Origin of the sequence: Streptococcus sp. IsoGale022, from assembly GCF_031142805.1 — a bacterium.
Lineage (GTDB): Bacteria > Bacillota > Bacilli > Lactobacillales > Streptococcaceae > Streptococcus > Streptococcus sanguinis_A.
On the sequence record NZ_JAKZJI010000016.1, the window covers coordinates 34,181 to 51,327 of the forward strand.

Annotated in this window: 14 protein-coding genes and 1 pseudogene; 1 reads left to right on the forward strand and 14 read right to left on the reverse strand. The window is 42.1% G+C overall.

Annotation, left to right across the window (positions count from 1 at the left end):
• Genes RG608_RS08725 through nrdR form a run of 4 tightly spaced genes read right to left on the reverse strand, consistent with a single transcriptional unit; the run spans position 1 to position 3,242 of the window.
• On the reverse strand, positions 1 to 717 hold the full coding sequence (locus RG608_RS08725) for an NADPH-dependent oxidoreductase (protein WP_308946846.1): 717 nt from the start codon (positions 715 to 717) through the stop codon (positions 1 to 3).
• Complete coding sequence (gene dnaI, locus RG608_RS08730) at positions 714 to 1,613, reverse strand: primosomal protein DnaI (protein ID WP_308946847.1); 900 nt, start codon at positions 1,611 to 1,613, stop codon at positions 714 to 716. Before dnaI ends, RG608_RS08725 begins: the two co-directional genes overlap by 4 nt.
• Positions 1,614 to 2,768 (reverse strand): DnaD domain protein, encoded by a 1,155-nt coding sequence (locus RG608_RS08735; protein WP_308946848.1) that lies wholly within the window; start codon positions 2,766 to 2,768, stop codon positions 1,614 to 1,616. It lies immediately after the preceding gene.
• On the reverse strand, positions 2,769 to 3,242 hold the full coding sequence (gene nrdR / locus RG608_RS08740) for a transcriptional regulator NrdR (protein WP_002894570.1): 474 nt from the start codon (positions 3,240 to 3,242) through the stop codon (positions 2,769 to 2,771).
• A gap of 214 nt (positions 3,243 to 3,456) precedes the next feature.
• Between nrdR and RG608_RS08745 the strand changes: the two genes are divergently transcribed.
• Positions 3,457 to 3,951 (forward strand): excalibur calcium-binding domain-containing protein, encoded by a 495-nt coding sequence (locus RG608_RS08745; protein WP_308946850.1) that lies wholly within the window; start codon positions 3,457 to 3,459, stop codon positions 3,949 to 3,951.
• Between the two features lie 36 nt (positions 3,952 to 3,987).
• Here the strand turns inward: RG608_RS08745 and RG608_RS08750 are convergent, their stop codons facing one another.
• The 10 genes and pseudogenes from RG608_RS08750 to RG608_RS08795 form a co-directional block, all read right to left on the reverse strand.
• Positions 3,988 to 4,803 carry an endonuclease/exonuclease/phosphatase family protein gene (locus RG608_RS08750; RefSeq protein WP_308946851.1) on the reverse strand — a complete coding sequence of 272 codons (816 nt, stop codon included), beginning with the start codon at positions 4,801 to 4,803 and terminating at the stop codon, positions 3,988 to 3,990.
• Positions 4,804 to 4,820: 17 nt separating this feature from the next.
• Positions 4,821 to 7,014: pseudogene (locus RG608_RS08755) on the reverse strand (PTS transporter subunit IIBC).
• Between the two features lie 289 nt (positions 7,015 to 7,303).
• Entirely contained in the window at positions 7,304 to 7,993 is a 690-nt protein-coding gene (locus RG608_RS08760) for a response regulator transcription factor (RefSeq protein WP_268687243.1), read from the reverse strand.
• A gap of 9 nt (positions 7,994 to 8,002) precedes the next feature.
• On the reverse strand, positions 8,003 to 9,427 hold the full coding sequence (gene gndA, locus RG608_RS08765; protein ID WP_002896998.1) for an NADP-dependent phosphogluconate dehydrogenase: 1,425 nt from the start codon (positions 9,425 to 9,427) through the stop codon (positions 8,003 to 8,005).
• Between the two features lie 409 nt (positions 9,428 to 9,836).
• Positions 9,837 to 11,687, reverse strand: a complete 1,851-nt coding sequence (locus RG608_RS08770) for an ATP-dependent endonuclease (protein WP_002913168.1) — start codon at positions 11,685 to 11,687, stop codon at positions 9,837 to 9,839.
• Positions 11,684 to 12,760: a DNA cytosine methyltransferase gene (locus RG608_RS08775; protein WP_308946852.1), complete on the reverse strand. Its 1,077-nt coding sequence runs from the start codon at positions 12,758 to 12,760 to the stop codon at positions 11,684 to 11,686. The genes RG608_RS08770 and RG608_RS08775 overlap by 4 nt, the downstream gene beginning before the upstream one ends.
• An 80-nt stretch (positions 12,761 to 12,840) precedes the next feature.
• Positions 12,841 to 15,492: a valine--tRNA ligase gene (locus RG608_RS08780; RefSeq protein WP_268687244.1), complete on the reverse strand. Its 2,652-nt coding sequence runs from the start codon at positions 15,490 to 15,492 to the stop codon at positions 12,841 to 12,843.
• A gap of 12 nt (positions 15,493 to 15,504) precedes the next feature.
• Positions 15,505 to 16,056 (reverse strand): hypothetical protein, encoded by a 552-nt coding sequence (locus RG608_RS08785; protein WP_268687245.1) that lies wholly within the window; start codon positions 16,054 to 16,056, stop codon positions 15,505 to 15,507.
• A 9-nt stretch (positions 16,057 to 16,065) separates the two neighbouring features.
• On the reverse strand, positions 16,066 to 16,629 hold the full coding sequence (locus tag RG608_RS08790; RefSeq protein ID WP_268687246.1) for a GNAT family N-acetyltransferase: 564 nt from the start codon (positions 16,627 to 16,629) through the stop codon (positions 16,066 to 16,068).
• Positions 16,630 to 16,887: 258 nt separating this feature from the next.
• Positions 16,888 to 17,142 carry a DUF1912 family protein gene (locus RG608_RS08795; protein WP_268687247.1) on the reverse strand — a complete coding sequence of 85 codons (255 nt, stop codon included), beginning with the start codon at positions 17,140 to 17,142 and terminating at the stop codon, positions 16,888 to 16,890.
• Positions 17,143 to 17,147 lie beyond the last annotated feature (5 nt).

The following is a 17,147-nucleotide window of genomic DNA, read 5'->3' on the forward strand; positions in this document are numbered from 1 at the left end:
CTATTTTTCTAATTTCTTTTCTTTGAACAATTTGGCAATAGCCTGATTAGGCTCCTGACCAAATTGGGCAGCTAGGCGCTGACTCCAGGTTTCCTTAGCTCGCTCGCCTGCATATTCAGTCTGTACGCGGTCATAAGCTTGGATAGTTGAACGATCCTGTTCACGATATTCTTCCTCAAAGACTACTGCTTCATAAGGCAGGCGCGGTTTGACTGCATGGTTCTGATTAGGAGTTCCCAGAGCAATCCCAAAGACCGGATAGGTGTAGTCCGGCAGCTTGAAAAGCTCTGCTATTTGACTAGCAGCATAACGAACCAGTCCAATGATTACCCCTCCGTAGCCTAAACTTTCAGCCGCTAAGAGAGTATTTTGACCTGCTAAAGCAGCATCTACCGAGCTAATCAGGAGATTCTCCGGTCCCTCAGGATAAAAGTCTTCCGTATGCATGTGAACGCCCTTTTGAGCACGATTGAGGCCGCCAACAAAAAGCAGGAAAGCCGAAGACTGCCGAATGGCTTCTTGGGGGACCAAGTCAAAGAGGGCTTCTTTTTTCTCTTTGCTTCGCACCACAATGATCGAATAGGACTGGAAATTCTTCCAGCTGGACGCAGCCCGTCCGGCATCAATGATCGTCCGTAATTCCTTATCCGAAATCTGCTCCTCCGTAAAGCGGCGAACAGACGTATGAGATTTCATTAAGTTAATCGTTTCATTCATCGGCGGTTCTCTCCTTCTAGTCGCACCTCCTGAGCCAGAAACTTAATTCGCTCCATAACCCGCTTGGCCTGCCAAGTCTCATCGCCATTCTTAGAGCTGGCAAAGTGACGCTCCAAATCCGCAAAACTAAAGTTAGAAGTAAAGAAAGTTGGCAGATTTTCCTGCATACGGTGCTGGAGAATGACCTGCAAAATCTCATCGCGCATCCAGGGGCTAGACTGCTCTGCACCGATATCGTCCAAAATCAGCACTTGAGATGTCTTGACCTGGTCAATCTTCTCCTTGACCAAGCCGGAACTAATCGCATTCTTAACATCCAAAACAAAGCTTGGATAATGGAGCAAAGTCGTTGAAACACTGCGTTTTTCTGACAAATCATGCGCCAGAGCAGCCATCATGTAGCTTTTTCCGACTCCAAAATCCCCGTAGAGATAAACAGCCTTCTGATAATGAGGAAACTCCGCAACAAAGTTGGTCAACAGTTCAAAAGCCTTGTAGCGACCAACATCATCCAAATCCACCTGAGCTAGACTGGCCTCCTTAAGACTGGCTGGTAGACTGATAAGATTGAGACGGCTTCTAATGGCCTCCTGTCTCTCCTGCTCAATCAACTCAGGCGTCTCTTCATAGGCAACATCCGCATAACCTTCATTTTTCACCAAGATTGGCTTATAACCCTTGGCAATATAGGTCTCGTCCCCCAGCAAAAAGCGGTTGCGCTCCGTAATATACTGGTTAAACTTGGAGACACTGCGCTGAATCTCAGCTTGGGTCAGCTTTTCCTGCTGGATAAAGGCTGCTACATCTGGGTCCGCCATGATTTGCTTGACTAGCTCCTGATAATCAAACTGCCGCACCCTATTCATATGAGGCATATTCTGTCCTATTTTCTCCATTTATTCGCCTCCTCCTTCAAGTTTGGCTAAGAGCCGACGTTTCTGCTCTTCTAGCTCGGCCTGCTTCTCTGCACTCGTTTCATTTTTATAATCTGGCTGACTCCAGTCAGGTACGTTGCTCTTGGTAGAACCTTGTCCAGATTTAGCTGGACGACTCTGGGGCTGCTGGTTGCGCTCACGGATTTTCAAGACAGCTTCCTCAGCTGTCGTCACCTTTTGATAAGAAAAATCATTGGCTACCTTGAGAGCATACTTTTCATTGAGATTGGCTGAATCCACCTTATTAAAGGTCAAGAGCAAGATTACGTTGATAACCTCGTCCAAAAGGCCTAATTCAGCTAAATCCAGCAAAAGCTTTCTCTCCGTCCGCGTAATGGCAGCCTGACGGGTTTTTTTGATTTCTGCCAGGAAGACCATTGGCGATGTTCGTTTCGCTTCTTGGATAATAGACAGCTCCTGCTTAGAAAATTGGCCTTCTGCCGGCTTCTGAGCTAGCTTTTGCTTCATCCGCTTGGTAGAAATGACCTGAGAAACAGCAGTTTCTCTCGCCAAGACGTAGGTCTCATACCAAGTCCACTTTTTCTGCTCAGCAATTGCAAACAATTCTAATAAATCTTCCTTTTCATTGGCAAAACGAAGATTGTCCTGAGCCATCCGTTGCTTGAAATACTCCAAGTCAAAATCATTGGACTTTCGCACTGCCCTTGGCTGCTCAGCTTCCATACCAAACACCTGCATAAAAGGCTTGACCAATTTCTCTCCACTAGGATTTTCTGGTCGCAGGGCATCTGCAGCAGCTTCGCCGATTTTCTTTTCCAAGAGCCGGCTGTACACATTATGGCTGAAAAATTCCTCCGCCGTTAAGGTCGGGTAGAGTTGAATCAGATAATGGTCATCTGTTTGATAAAGGTCCACTAGCTTAATCGCCGCCAAACGCTCAAAACTTTCTTCTAAAATATTAAGTCCAAAATTTAAATGATTGAGAATCTGACTGAAGAGGTGCTGTTTTTGCCCATTATCCACAAAAGACAGCAGATAAAGATAAAGTGTTACCGCTTCTCTCCCCAAAATCGGCAGATAGAGCTTGGTCAAGATAGCAATATCAGGGCTGACTGCATTATTGCGCAAGAAAGAAAACTGATGGTTTGGTTTCATTTATTTGTCCTTTTTCTTCTTGGACCCCTTGGTAATCTGCTTGAGCAGGCTTTCTAGCTCTCCCACATCCTTGAAACTCCGATAAACACTGGCGAAACGAACGTAGGTGATTTCATCCAGCTCGGCCAGTTCATCCATGACTAAGGATCCAATATATTCACTATTGATTTCATTATCGCTCTGACTGCGGACCTTTTGCTCGATTCGATTGACAATCTCCTCTATTTCGTCACTAGATACTGGCCGCTTTTGAGCCGAGCGAATAATACCGTTAAAAATCTTATCTCGAGAAAATTGCTCACGTGTCCCGTCCTTTTTGACAACCACTAGGGTTCTCTCTTCGACGCGCTCGTAGGTCGTGAAGCGGTGCTGACATTCCTCACACTCACGACGACGGCGGATTGTATTTCCATCTTCTGCCTGTCTGCTATCAACTACACTTGATTTATTCCCACCACATTTCGGACAACGCATACCATTTCCTCCTAGAATCCTAATACTTCATTATAACACGTTTTCAAGAATAACAAAAGACAGCCGTTTGATGTAATAACAATTGAGAAAATCTTTTTTTGTAAGTTATTTTGATAGAAATTAGACAATTAATAGCAATCTGTTATTCTTTTTCTATATAAATTTTTATACAATAGATTTGGAAACGCTATCATTATACATAAAGGAGATTTTTATGATATTAATAAATAAGAGAATCGTCGCCTACTTTTGCATCTTGCTAGCTTGCGCATCTCTTGCTGCTTGCTCTTCAGACACAGATAATACAGAAGCTCTTCCTAGCCTCTCGTCATCTTCTTCAAGTATTAGCTCATCAAGTAGTAGTTCATCTACACAAAATGATTCAGCCAAAATAGAGAAAGCAGAAAAAGCCAAGACTGACCAAGAAGAAAAAGAAGCTGCTGCAAAAGCTGAACAGGAAAGAATAGCGCAAGAAGAAGCTCAAAAAGTTGCGGAAGTTCAAAGGCAGCAAGAAGAAGCTGCCGCTGAGGTTCAAAAGCAACAAGAGGAAGCAGATGCTCAAGTAGCTCAAGAACAGCCCCAACCTAATGTTTATTACAAAAACTGCTCCGAAGTAAGAGCAGCTGGTGCTGCGCCCGTTTACCAAGGACAACCTGGATATGGTCGTCACCTTGATAGAGATGGTGATGGTATCGGATGTGAGAAATAATTAAAAGCAGTTCAGATTGAACTGCTTTTAATTATACTAACATGTCACTTGCACTTCTATACCAAAATGGTCACTGACAACAGGTGTTGCTTTCCCGTCAAAAACGACAGCGGAGCGCTCAACGTCCATCCCTTGGCTAGTGAAAACATAGTCTATCTTCAGAGCATGCTTATTATCATCCCAGCCTGCGATAGTCCCTTCTACTGTCGCCTCTCCGCTAGCTTCTTTTGCAACGGTATGACTATCCTGCAGCTTCAGCGGACTAGCTAAGATGGTCTGGTAGCCTTGCTGGCCAACCGGGTTGTTGAAGTCCCCCATCAGGACCAGAGGACTTTCTGCTTTTAGCAGATCTGCTTCAAGCTTAGCCCATTCCCCCTGAAAGCCTTTGTCCCACCAAGACAGATGGCAGGAGGCAATTGTCAGCAATTGACCTTCTACCTCAGTCTCGGCTAGCAAGACCTTGCGGGTATGGTAATCCGTAGGATCATTAGCCTCTGATACCAGGACTTCTCTAGGAGTCATAGGATTTCTAGATAGAATTGCCACTCCTTCGTTGTAAATATCAAACCCAATATGATTATAGGCCCAGGACCAATGATAGTCCAGTCCTGCCTCAGCCAACTTTTCTACCAGACATAGAGCAAAGTTGTCTTGATGAATCGCAATCGCTCCTTCAACCGCCTGATAGAAAGGAGCCTGAACAACCTGTTCAGACTCCGTTAATTGATTGACTTCCTGCAGGCAAATGACATCATATTTTTCTTGAAGAATGCGCTCTGCAAGCTGATTAAGCTTGGTTTCTTGCTCTTCTTCCATCCAACTATGAGTATTTAATGTCAGGAATTTTGCCATGATTTCTCTTTTCTATATTACAATTCAACCTTAGCAACAACTGTCTTAGCAGATGCTTGACCAAGTTTTTCTACTGTTACAGACTTGATAGCTGCTGCATTTGTGAAGACTACGATTGTTGAAGTTTCACGTCCTGCTTCCTTGATTGCTTCCAAGTCAGCCGTTACAAGAAGATCTCCAGCTGCAACTTTTTGACCTTCTGAAACATGAACTTCGAAAGGTTTACCTTCAAGGCTAACAGTTTCCAAACCAATATGTACTAAGACTTCCAAGCCGTTATCTGTCACAAGACCGATAGCATGCTTGCTAGGGAAGACGCTAGTTACTGTACCAGCAACTGGTGAATAAATCTTACCGTTTTCAGGCTCAACTGCAAATCCGTCACCCATCATTTTTTGTGAGAAAACTGGATCTTTAACATCTGCCAAGTCAATGACTTGACCGTCCGCAACAGTTTCAACTTCCTCAGTCACACCTTTGTAAGAAACTTCGGCAGCCGCTGATTCTGCTTTTTGGCTAGGAAGTGTTTCAGGAATCACTTCACCAGAGTCCAGCAAGTCTTGGATATCAGATTTGAGAACGTCGGCTTTTGGTCCGTAGATAGCTTGAACACCTTGGCCTTTCATAACCAAGCCCATAGCGCCTTCAGCTTTCCACTGTTCTTCTGTTCCAACTTTTTCAGCATCTTTGACAGTTACACGCAGACGAGTCATACATGCATCTACATCAACGATGTTAGCACGGCCACCAAGAAGATTGATAACATTTACCGCTTGAGAAGCTGCAGCAACTTTACCGCCAGTTGACTCTGATGAAGAAGCTTCATCTGAACCTTCAGCAGTTTCATAGTTGCCGTTACGTCCTGGAGTTGCGTAGTTGAACTTCTTAATCATGAAGTTAGAAATGAAGTACATCACAACACCAAAGAGAATCGTTACCCAGATGAAGTTTATGATATCCATCCCCAAGCCAGCATTGATTGCCATTGGAGTACGGGTCAAGAATTCGATAGAACCGAATGAGTGTACGCGAAGGTTGACGATGTCAGCCATTGCAAAAGCAGCACCCTGAACAACTGAGTAAATCAGGTAAAGAGGAGTTGCTACAAACATGAACATGTACTCGATTGGCTCAGTAACCCCTGTCAAGAAGGTTGCTAAAGCAGTCGCAATCATCATACCTTTGTATTTGTGTTTCTTGTCAGCATCCACATTGTGATAGATAGCTGCTGCTACCCCCATAAGGATACCGAAAGAACCAATCATCTGACCAACTTTGAAGCGAGCAGGGTGAACAGTCTCAAGTAAGTGTTGGTAAGTAGAAGGATCAGCTGATTTCGTACCAACCAAGTCAGTTACCCAAGCCAACCAAAGTGGATCTTGACCAGCTACAGTTGTTCCCGCACCAGAACCAGTAATAACGTGGTAAACACCACCTAGTTCTGTGTAGTTCATTGGGATGGTCAACATGTGGTGCAAACCAAATGGAAGCAAGAGACGTTCCAAAGTACCATAGATGAATGGTGCCAAAACTGGCGCAGTATCTTGTGAGTTAGCAATCCAAACACCAAAGCTGTTGATACCTGATTGAACAACTGGCCATACAAATGACAAAATAATTGCTACGATAGCTGAACGCAAGATAACAACGAAAGGTACAAAACGCTTACCATTGAAGAATGACAAGGCATCTGGCAATTTACGGAAGTTATAGTATTTGTTGTAAGCTGTTGCTCCGACAAAACCTGCGATAATTCCGACAAAGACACCCATATTCAGAGCTGGTGACTCCAGAACACTGATGAAATAATCAGAAACCTTAATAGATGCGCCAAACATTGTTTTAACTACAGCTGTTTTATCTGAGAGCATATCGCTGGTAACACCAAACATGACACCAGTAATACGGTTAATCAGGATAAAGGACAGACCTGCAGCAAAGGCACCGCCAGCGCGTTCTTTTGCCCAGCTTCCACCGATAGCCAAAGCAAAGAGGATATGCAGGTTACCAATAACCCCCCCAACCAATCTGCTCTAAAACACCACCGATAGTGACTAAAACACCTAGATTTGGATTAATCATCGGGATAGACTTACCGATACTAATCATCAGTCCTGCTGCCGGCATAACAGCAACGACCACCATCAAAGCTTTACCGAATTTTTGCCAAAATTCAAAGCTAAAAATGTTCTTGAATGAATCTTTCATCATTCAGACCTCCTTATATTTTTTGCAAACCAGTTCGTTTTTGTGAAATCGTTTGCATTTAGATACATCTATTATAGCACGATTTTTTATTTTGTAAAGGCTTTTATAAAAATATTTTCTCTTTTTTTGCATCCCAAAGGCTAAAATTTCTCTTTACCAGCCATATTCTTGCTATATCTTAACGAAAACGATTGCATAGAAAAACTTAAAAATTCGCATTAATTCTCCTATCAATACTGTAACAAGCGCATAAAAAACTCCATCTCCTAAAGAGAACAGAGTCTTTAATTTTCTATTCCTGCATGGCATAACCAACACCGCGAACGGTTTTGATATAGCTTGGCTGCCCTTCCACATCAATTTTACTGCGCAGATAACGAATATAAACATCTACAACGTTGGTCTCGGTTGCACTCTCGTACTTCCAGACACGCTCCAGCAGTTGCTCACGGCTCATGACCTTATTGCTGCCCATCAGGGTCACCAGCAGATCATACTCCCGCCGCGTCAGCGCAATGACTTCCTCACCACGGTAAACCGTATGATTTTTAATATCCACTCGCAGATTGCGGTAAGAGGTCGGAATTTTCAAGAGGCTGCAGTGCTGGTCGATAAAGTCGCGCCCGCGGAAAATAATAGAGACACGCTCCACTAAATCACTGATAATGAAGGGCTTGACTACGTAGGAAACAGCAAAATGCTGGATTGCTTCCTGCTGCTCTGCAATCTCTTCGCGACTAGCCAGAACAATAATGACGGACGCTGGCTTAATCAAGCTCAGCTGCTTAGCAAAATCGCTGGCAGTCATATCTTGAAGATTGTAGTTGAGCAAGAGCAAGTCATAGTCCACATCTTTAGCCAGAGCCAGTCCCTTTTGACCAGTCTCAGCTAAATCTACAAGAAAGCCTTCCTTTTGCAATTCCAAACTCACAAATCGGGCAAGATTTTTTTCATTTTCTACTAGTAAAATTCGCTTTGCCATAGGCCTATCCTATTTTTCGTCGTACCAAGAATAGTGGTAGGTACCCTCTTTGTCTTTACGGTTGTATGTATGAGCACCAAAGTAATCACGCTGAGCCTGAATCAGGTTTGCCGGCAGATTTTCCGCACGGTAGCTATCAAAGTAAGCAATGGCACTAGAGAAGGTTGGCACTGGTACTCCCGCTTGCACAGCCAAGCTGACAACATCACGGACCGCCTGCTGATACTTAGCCGTAATATCCATGAAGTATTCATCTAAGAGTAGGTTTGCAAGGTCAGCATCACGACCATAAGCATCTGTAATTTTCTGAAGGAAGCGGGCACGGATGATACAGCCAGCACGCCAGATAGAAGCAATCTCTCCGAACGGCAGATTCCAATTATTTTCCTTAGAAGCTACACGCAATTGAGCAAATCCTTGAGCATAAGACATGATTTTTGAGAAGTAAAGAGCCTGGCGGATCTTCTCAATCAACTCTGCCTTGTCTCCTTCAAAGGTGAAAGCAGCTGGTTTTGGCAATACCTTGCTGGCAGCCACGCGCTCATCTTTGTAGGTAGAAATGTAACGCGCAAAGACTGACTCAGTAATCAAGGGCAGCGGCACACCTAAATCCAGTGAAGATTGACTGGTCCATTTACCAGTCCCTTTATTGCCAGCGGCATCCAGAATGTAGTCAACGATTGGACCATCTTGACCTTCATCGTCCTTGCGTGTCAAGATATCTGCTGTAATCTCAATCAGATAGCTGTCTAGCTCGCCTTTGTTCCACTCTGTGAAGATGTCAGCCATTTCACTAGCTGAAAGCCCCAGCAAGTGCTGCATCAGGTCATAACTTTCAGCAATCAGCTGCATATCTCCATATTCAATCCCGTTATGGACCATTTTTACATAGTGACCAGCGCCATCAGGACCGATATAGGTCACACATGGGGCACCGTCTTCAGGAGCTTTGGCAGAGATTTCTTCCAAGACATCCGCTACCAACTCATAAGCTTCTTTTTGACCACCTGGCATGATAGACGGCCCTTCTAATGCGCCCTTTTCACCACCGGAAACACCTGTACCGATGAAGTTGATGCCAGAGTTAGCCAACTCTTCATTGCGGCGAATGGTATCTTTGTAGAAAGTATTCCCACCGTCAATCAGGATATCACCCTTATCCAAGTGAGGGAGCAGCGCCTGAATAGTCGCATCTGTACCAGGACCAGCTTGAACCATCAGCATAATCCGACGTGGCTTTTCGATAGAGTTCACAAAAGACTCCACATCATAGCTTGGTACAAAGTTTTTCTCAGGATGAGAGGCAACAACATCCTCTGTCTTGTTTGCTGAGCGGTTATAGATGGCAACTGTATAGCCACGAGATTCGATATTTAGAGCAAGGTTACGGCCCATAACAGCCATACCAACAACACCAAAATTTGCTTTAGTCATTATGTTCTCCTATAGTTTGTTTGTCTTATTTTATCATTTTTAAGACTTAAAAGAAAGTATTAAGTCGGTGAGGGATGAAAGAGGAAGGGATAGAAAAACCAAGTACAGATCTAACTGAACTTGGTTGTGGGAGTTTAATTAAAGCAGAAGCTTTAATAGTAGTTTCAAAATGCCTTGTTGGAAATACCTTCTTGCTGAACAGCATGAATATCACGACTACCAAAATAGGTATCTAGATAATTTTATTAATAAGTCTGATGTGAAACACTAATAAACTAATTAATTTACGTCATCCATAACTCGTTGATCTATCCAAATCTCAACTCAATTCCCCAAACACCTGAGAAGAAAGCTGGAATTTTGTACTTCTCAGGTCGGTTCGAACTTACAGAATTTGTCATGTAGTTACTTAATCTAAGGAATTAAACAATGCCTCTAATTTTTCTTTGATACACTGAAACATTTCTGGATCCGATTGTAATTTTGAAACAGCTCTTCTCTGCTCCTGAAAAACATCTTCAGAAGTTATATCTTCTATTCCCAATGCTTCTTTAGTTTTTATTCTAAAATATTCTTTTCCGTTTTCATCCGTAGAAAAGTCATAATCCTCACTATCTACGCTGTCGCATAGCTTAGCCAAATAAAGTTCTGGAGTTTGAAAAGGAAGGTAGGAAACATATTTAGACCAATAATTTATAAATCTTCTTTGTTTTTCAATCAATTCAGTATAATTTCTTTGACCTTGGCTACCTGAAACTTTGAATTTAATTGAACATCCTGTTATCTCTTGGATAATTTCATCAAGATTTTTATTATCTGCCTCAGGAATTTTATCTGATATAACAAACCCATTTTCAAGATACTGCTGTAAATCAGCTGACTCTTTTACTTTCGTATCTTGGTCCCCATCAAGCCAAAAATAATGGTTATCAGAATCTAAATACGAAGAGTTTAAAATATTATTACAAATTATCTGATTCGCTCCACCTGGAATATAGTTAACAACTAAGTTTTGTTTTAAATTATCACTATCTGATTTATTAATAACAAAATCTAAAATATATTTAGCTAACTTATCTTCAACATAAACCATTTTCTTATCCCGATATATATCACCAAGCTCAAAAAAGGCATCTTGATAGTCAATATTCTCAGTTATTTTAATTTGTTCATCAACTCTTGAAACGGTTTTTATTGCCTCTTTAGGAAAATCTTTTAATAGTTGAGTTGAGTGAGTGGTGATGACGACCTGGTGATTATTCCTTAAAGTAATTTCAATTAAAAAATCTTTAAAGCGATACACCGCGCTTGGATGTAACGATATTTCAGGTTCATCGATTAACAGTAATGAATTTTTAGGAGCTTTAATTATATCATTTACCAAAAGAATGACTCGTGCTTCTCCAGTTCCTGCAAATGCTTCTGAATAAGCCTGACCGTTTTTTCGAACCCATATCGTCTTAGAAGGTTTATTTCCCGATTGCTTAGAGTAAAAATCGTGAGTAATTATTTTTATTTCGTCATACGTTTCCCCCATTATTTTACTGACCGCTAAACATACTTCTTCTGATACAACTTCATTTAACTGCACTCTATCTTTTTTCTGATACTCATATTCATCTAAGTTGTTTTCAATTACTTCAGCTAGCTTTTTAGATCTTAATCTAATAAAATCCTGCTTACTTCTTTGTCTAAGTGTAGGTTGAAAATCATAATGATAAAAGAAAAGATCAAAAGCCGAAACATATTCTTTACAGTCACAATAAACCACCTCTTTTTTCAGTACATCCCAACGAGTAGCTGATGAGCTACCTAATGCTTTATAATCCTTTTCAATTACCATATCATAGCTTCTTTGAGGTCTTGCAGGTTCCCAATAGTCAGGATTATTTTCTCTAAGAATTCTGGTCTTCAAAATCTCAACAACTTTATTTGCAGGTTCAAAATAATACCCGTAGATAAAACACTGCCTGTCTACACCATATCCAGACTGTATTTTGTCAACATCCGTACTAAACCAGTAATCTCCTATACTTTTGCCATCAGTAGAACCATATAGAGCCTGTAAAATTGAGGTTTTATTTCCTCCATTCTGACCAACTAATAGTGTTATTGGATAAGTAAAATCAATCCTAGAATTTGGTACTAACGACTTATACTTTGGAAATCTAATATGCTCGATAAAAGGATAAAATGACTCTTTATTAAGAGTAAACTTCTTAGATAAATTCTCTAACAATTCAATCGTATCTTTACTCATTCATTCAACTCCCTAAAAACTGACATAAAGTAACTTCCGCTAGCTTGAGCTAATTTCACTGGAACTGCATTACCAATTTGCTTAGCTAATTGACCTCTATTTCCAACAAAAATATAGTCATCATCAAAAGATTGTAATCTTGCAGCTTCCCTCGCACTCAAAGCTCTATTTTGAGTCGGGTGGCCAAATCTACCTTTCGAATATGTCATACATCCACCAGTAATTGTAATAGAGGGTTTTGTAATATCTAAGATTCCGTACACATCCTTATGCCCTGAAATATTTTTATGACAATTTAACACTAATGATTCTGGTAACGAGCTCCTGTTACCACCATTATTTCTAATATGAATAATTCTTTCAATGTTTAAATCTGATAATTTATTAGCAACATGATTGTAGATACCCTCACCAATAAACTCTTCACCCCCGTTAATTGGTGGTAAATCCATTATAACGTCTGCATTAACCCATGGCAGAAGATTTAACTCTGGTATATTTGAATGTGTCTTAGGAGGTAAATTTAAAGTCAGTGTTGTTTGATCTAGAAGTTCTTTTTTTATCCCATGTAATACTAACCTTTTTCTTAATTGAGGAACTCCATAGTCAGCTGTATTTACAATATCATAGTTAACATTATAAGCATTATTGATTGATGTCAAAAAACTTTTAAAGATATTCTTATTTTTTGCTCTAATCATACCTACAACATTTTCCATTAATAAAAAATCTGGGTTCAATTCATTAATCAAACGTAGAAATTGAAAAACAAGTTGATTTCTCTCATCGTTTTCATTATTAGTCCCAATAGTTGAAAAACCTTGACAAGGTGGACACGCCACAAGCATTACCTTATCGTCTGAACCAATTTTAAGGTGCTGTTTTATTTCATCCCCTGATACTAATTTGATATCTCTATCTATTACATACACTTCAGGATTGTTTAACTTATATGTTTTAACTGCTACAGGATCTATTTCAATAGCAACTTGAACATTTATACCTGATTTTTTAAGTCCACTTGTAGTTCCACCTGCACCACTAAACAAATCAATAGCAACAATTTTCCCCATAGCATACTCCTAAAATTTCTTGCTTCTTATTATAACATTCTCATACCTAAAACCCAACCCTAAGGGTTAGGTTTTAGGTATTATTTCACAAGTTTCTTCATCTCATCAATCCGCGCTACGGTCGCGTCGTACTTAGCTTGGTAGTCGGCTTGTTTGTCTCGTTCTTTTTGGACGACTTCTGGTTTGGCGTTGGCTACGAAGCGCTCGTTAGAGAGTTTCTTGCCGACCATATCCAGTTCTTTTTGCCACTTAGCTAGTTCTTTTTCGAGACGAGCCAGTTCTTCTTCGATATTGAGGAGGTCTGCCAGCGGCAGATAGATTTCTGCGCCTGTAATGATACTAGACATGACCAGCTCTGGCACGGCAAGATCTGCCGCAATTTCCAAATGCTCAGGATTGGTGAAGCGCTTGATGTAGTTGACATTATCCTTGAAGAAGGTTTCCAGCGCGCTGTCTGTCGTCTTAATCAAGATGGTAATTGGCTTGCTTGGCGCCACATTGACCTCAGCTCTGCTATTGCGCACCGAACGGATCAGGTCCTTGAGGGCTTCCACACCAGCTGCTGCCTCGGCATTTTCAAACTCTGGACGAACCACTGGATAAGCCGCTGTCACAATGGTGCCTTCTGAGATTTGTCCAAAGATTTCCTCAGTCACGAAAGGCATGATTGGGTGAAGCAGGCGCAGGATTTGGTCCAGCGTGTAAAGGAGGACGGAGCGAGTGATGACTTTCTCGTCGTCATTGTCGCTGTAAAGCACTTCCTTGGTCAGCTCCACATACCAGTCAGCAAATTCATCCCAAATGAAGTTGTAGAGGATGTGGCCAGCCACACCAAACTCAAACTTGTCAAAGTTCTCAGTGACCTTGCCAATGGTTTCGTTGAGGTTGTGGAGAATCCAGCGGTCAGTAACATTACCAGCTTGACCAGCCGCTACCTGAGCGACATTCTCACGCGCTACATCCAGCGTCAAGCCTTCATTGTTCATGAGGATATAGCGGGAAATGTTCCAAATCTTGTTAATGAAGTTCCAAGAAGCATCCATCTTTTCATAGCTGAAGCGGACGTCTTGGCCAGGGGCAGAGCCGTTTGACAGGAACCAACGCAGGGCATCAGCACCGTATTTGTCAATGACATCCATCGGATCAATCCCGTTACCGAGAGACTTGGACATCTTGCGACCTTCCTCATCCCGAATGAGACCGTGAATCAATGCATTTTTGAATGGCGACTTGCCAGTAAATTCCAAACCTTGGAAAATCATCCGAGATACCCAGAACGGGATAATATCATAACCAGTTACCAAGGTTGATGTTGGATAATAACGCTTGAAGTCTGCTGAGTCTATATCCGGCCAACCCATGGTTGAGAATGGCCAAAGGGCAGAGCTGAACCAAGTATCCAAGACGTCTTCGTCCTGAGTCCAACCATCGCCTTCCGGCGCTTCTTCGCCCACATAGATTTCACCTTCAGCATTGTACCAAGCTGGGATTTGGTGACCCCACCAGAGCTGACGGGAAATTACCCAGTCGTGGACATTTTCCATCCATTGGAGGAAGGTATCGTTGAAGCGTGGCGGGTAGAATTCTACCTTGTCATCTGTAGCTTGGTTGGCAATGGCATTCTTAGCCAATTGGTCCATCTTGACGAACCACTGGGTAGACAGACGCGGCTCAACCATAACGCCAGTCCGCTCTGAGTGACCAACGCTGTGGACACGTTTTTCGATTTTAACGAGGGCACCGATTTCTTCCAGTTTCTTGACAACAGCTTTGCGAGCTTCAAAGCGGTCCATACCCGCAAATTCGAAGGCTAGATCGTTCATAGTTCCGTCGTCGTTCATCACATTAACTTGTGGCAAGTTATGACGTTGACCAACCAAGAAGTCGTTTGGATCGTGAGCCGGCGTGATTTTCACGACACCTGTCCCAAACTCAGGATCCGCATGTTCATCAGCCACGATTGGGATTAGTTTATTAGCGATTGGCAGAATAACGTTTTGACCAATCAAATCCTTGTAGCGTGGGTCTTCTGGATTGACCGCAACGGCAACGTCCCCAAACATAGTCTCAGGACGAGTGGTCGCCACTTCAAGGGCGCGTGAACCATCTTCCAGCATGTAGTTCATGTGGTAGAAGGCACCTTCCACGTCCTTATGGATGACCTCGATATCAGACAGGGCTGTGCGTGCTGCTGGGTCCCAGTTGATGATAAACTCACCACGGTAGATCCAGCCTTTCTTGTAAAGCTCGACAAAGACCTTGCGGACAGCTTTTGACAGACCTTCATCTAGCGTGAAGCGCTCACGAGAATAGTCCACAGAGAGGCCCATCTTGCCCCATTGCTCCTTGATAGTCGTCGCATATTCGTCCTTCCATTCCCAGACCCTAGTCAAGAAAGACTCACGACCGAGGTCATAGCGGGAAATGCCTTGCTCCCGCAAGCGCTCCTCGACCTTAGCTTGAGTCGCAATTCCCGCGTGGTCCATCCCAGGCAGCCAAAGCGTATCAAAACCTTGCATGCGTTTCTGACGGATGATGATATCCTGAAGAGTCGTATCCCAAGCGTGACCAAGGTGAAGTTTCCCAGTAACGTTTGGTGGTGGAATGACGATCGAATAAGGCTTGGCCTTTTGATCTCCTGAAGGCTTGAAAACATCCGCATCAAGCCATTTTTGGTAGCGACCAGCCTCAACCTCAGCTGGATTGTATTTAGGTGAAAGTTGTTTAGACATCTGTGTTCTCCTTTATGATTTTAAGAAATCTATGTTCTTTATGTACGCAGAATTAAACATTTTTTTACTTGTTAAAAAATTATACAGTAAATTTTTCATTTCCAAATATTCTTTTTCTCCAAACATGAACCAATCTGTGTCATCATCATCATATTTAATTTCAATATGCACTCGATTCCTTAACTTTCTGAAATCATCTAATTTATCTAAGTCTTTCTCACTAAGATCTAATGGATTTTTTTCTTTAAATTCTTTTAATAATTTTTCACCAAATTTATTGTTGTTAGTTCTATCCTGCATTATTACTTCAATTATAGATATAGAAGTAATAATGAAATTCTTCCATATCATTTTTTTTATTAAATCATCTAAGACCATTTCGTCTAATTGAATTTTCAAAAATTCTAAATATCGTAAACTGTAAGCAATATTACGTTTAGTTTTCTTAGATGATAAAAATAAAGCACTATTTACTACATGTGAAAACTCATCTGCTTTTGTTACATAATACCGTTCCGTCGAGTGAAGTTTTTCTGATTTCAACATCGTTTTTAATTTATTCATTTTATCTATTTACCTTTCTATTTCCCACTCACTCTTCAGCAAGCCATACCTCAAATCATCACAACGATTGCCCTGAGAATCTTTGCGGTCTCGAATGCGAGCTTCGAGGGTGAAGTCAAGCTTCTCTGCAACTCGTTGACTTTGAATGTTATAGCCAAAGCAAGTCAGTTCTATCTTGTGAAGATCCAATTCTTTAAAAGCCACATCTATCAAAGCTCGCGCGGCTTCTGGTACATATCCTCGCCCCCAATAGTCTGGGTGTAAGGTATAGCCGATTTCTAAGACATCATCTTCGTGCCGATGGTTGAAATCCACAGATCCGATGATCGTATCCGTTCCTTTGACGACAATCCCGTAGCCTGCTGGGAGATTTTCCTTTTGATTGCGCTCAGGTAGAATATGCTCCAGATAGTAAATCTCATCTCCCAAGGTCTTGACGGGCGGAAAGCCTGCTGGGTAGGAGACTTCTGGCAGACTGGCGTAGGCATGGATATCTTCGGCATCTGCCACTGTACGGACTCGTAAGATGAGGCGCTCCGTTTCTAATCGTTCTGGTAATTGTGCTTGCTTCATCTTCCTACCTCACTTTCCATAAAAAAGCCCCTGCCATCTACATGACAGGGACGAATGAGTTTATCCGCGGTACCACCCAATTTCGGGCAAAGCCCGCAACTCTCGTCTTTATAATAAAAAGACAAAATTATTTCATTTTTTATCCATCAGCAACCAGTTTTGACACACTTATGGACTTCTCAGCACCGCCACTTTCTGTAAAATGCTTGACTCAAAACACCTCTGATGAACCTATTCTATCACCTTTCCAGCGAAAAATCAATAATTTCTCTCACCCAAAAATCCGTCTGGCAGGTCATGAAATCCCTTGCCCGCCTGATAGTTGGCGAATTTCCCTAAAAGGAACTGGTAGGCATCGAGACGACTTTCATAACGAATGGCTGCTTCCTTAGCACGCTCATCCTGGTCCGCCTCATAGACCGCCTGGCTCTCCTTGAGCGCCATCTCGTTAATCATGACCTGGGTCTTGACCCAAGCTTCAAACTCCTGCAAAAATTCCTGTTCGTAACTCATGTTTC

What these genes read in the sequence shown, in the direction of transcription:
- RG608_RS08725 (WP_308946846.1), bottom strand. Translation starts at nt 717, where the DNA reads ATGAATGAAACGATTAACTTAATGAAATCTCATACGTCTGTTCGCCGC.
- dnaI (WP_308946847.1), bottom strand. Translation starts at nt 1,613, where the DNA reads ATGGAGAAAATAGGACAGAATATGCCTCATATGAATAGGGTGCGGCAG.
- RG608_RS08735 (WP_308946848.1), bottom strand. Translation starts at nt 2,768, where the DNA reads ATGAAACCAAACCATCAGTTTTCTTTCTTGCGCAATAATGCAGTCAGC.
- nrdR (WP_002894570.1), bottom strand. Translation starts at nt 3,242, where the DNA reads ATGCGTTGTCCGAAATGTGGTGGGAATAAATCAAGTGTAGTTGATAGC.
- RG608_RS08745 (WP_308946850.1), top strand. Translation starts at nt 3,457, where the DNA reads ATGATATTAATAAATAAGAGAATCGTCGCCTACTTTTGCATCTTGCTA.
- RG608_RS08750 (WP_308946851.1), bottom strand. Translation starts at nt 4,803, where the DNA reads ATGGCAAAATTCCTGACATTAAATACTCATAGTTGGATGGAAGAAGAG.
- RG608_RS08760 (WP_268687243.1), bottom strand. Translation starts at nt 7,993, where the DNA reads ATGGCAAAGCGAATTTTACTAGTAGAAAATGAAAAAAATCTTGCCCGA.
- gndA (WP_002896998.1), bottom strand. Translation starts at nt 9,427, where the DNA reads ATGACTAAAGCAAATTTTGGTGTTGTTGGTATGGCTGTTATGGGCCGT.
- RG608_RS08770 (WP_002913168.1), bottom strand. Translation starts at nt 11,687, where the DNA reads ATGAGTAAAGATACGATTGAATTGTTAGAGAATTTATCTAAGAAGTTT.
- RG608_RS08775 (WP_308946852.1), bottom strand. Translation starts at nt 12,760, where the DNA reads ATGGGGAAAATTGTTGCTATTGATTTGTTTAGTGGTGCAGGTGGAACT.
- RG608_RS08780 (WP_268687244.1), bottom strand. Translation starts at nt 15,492, where the DNA reads ATGTCTAAACAACTTTCACCTAAATACAATCCAGCTGAGGTTGAGGCT.
- RG608_RS08785 (WP_268687245.1), bottom strand. Translation starts at nt 16,056, where the DNA reads ATGAATAAATTAAAAACGATGTTGAAATCAGAAAAACTTCACTCGACG.
- RG608_RS08790 (WP_268687246.1), bottom strand. Translation starts at nt 16,629, where the DNA reads ATGAAGCAAGCACAATTACCAGAACGATTAGAAACGGAGCGCCTCATC.
- RG608_RS08795 (WP_268687247.1), bottom strand. Translation starts at nt 17,142, where the DNA reads ATGAGTTACGAACAGGAATTTTTGCAGGAGTTTGAAGCTTGGGTCAAG.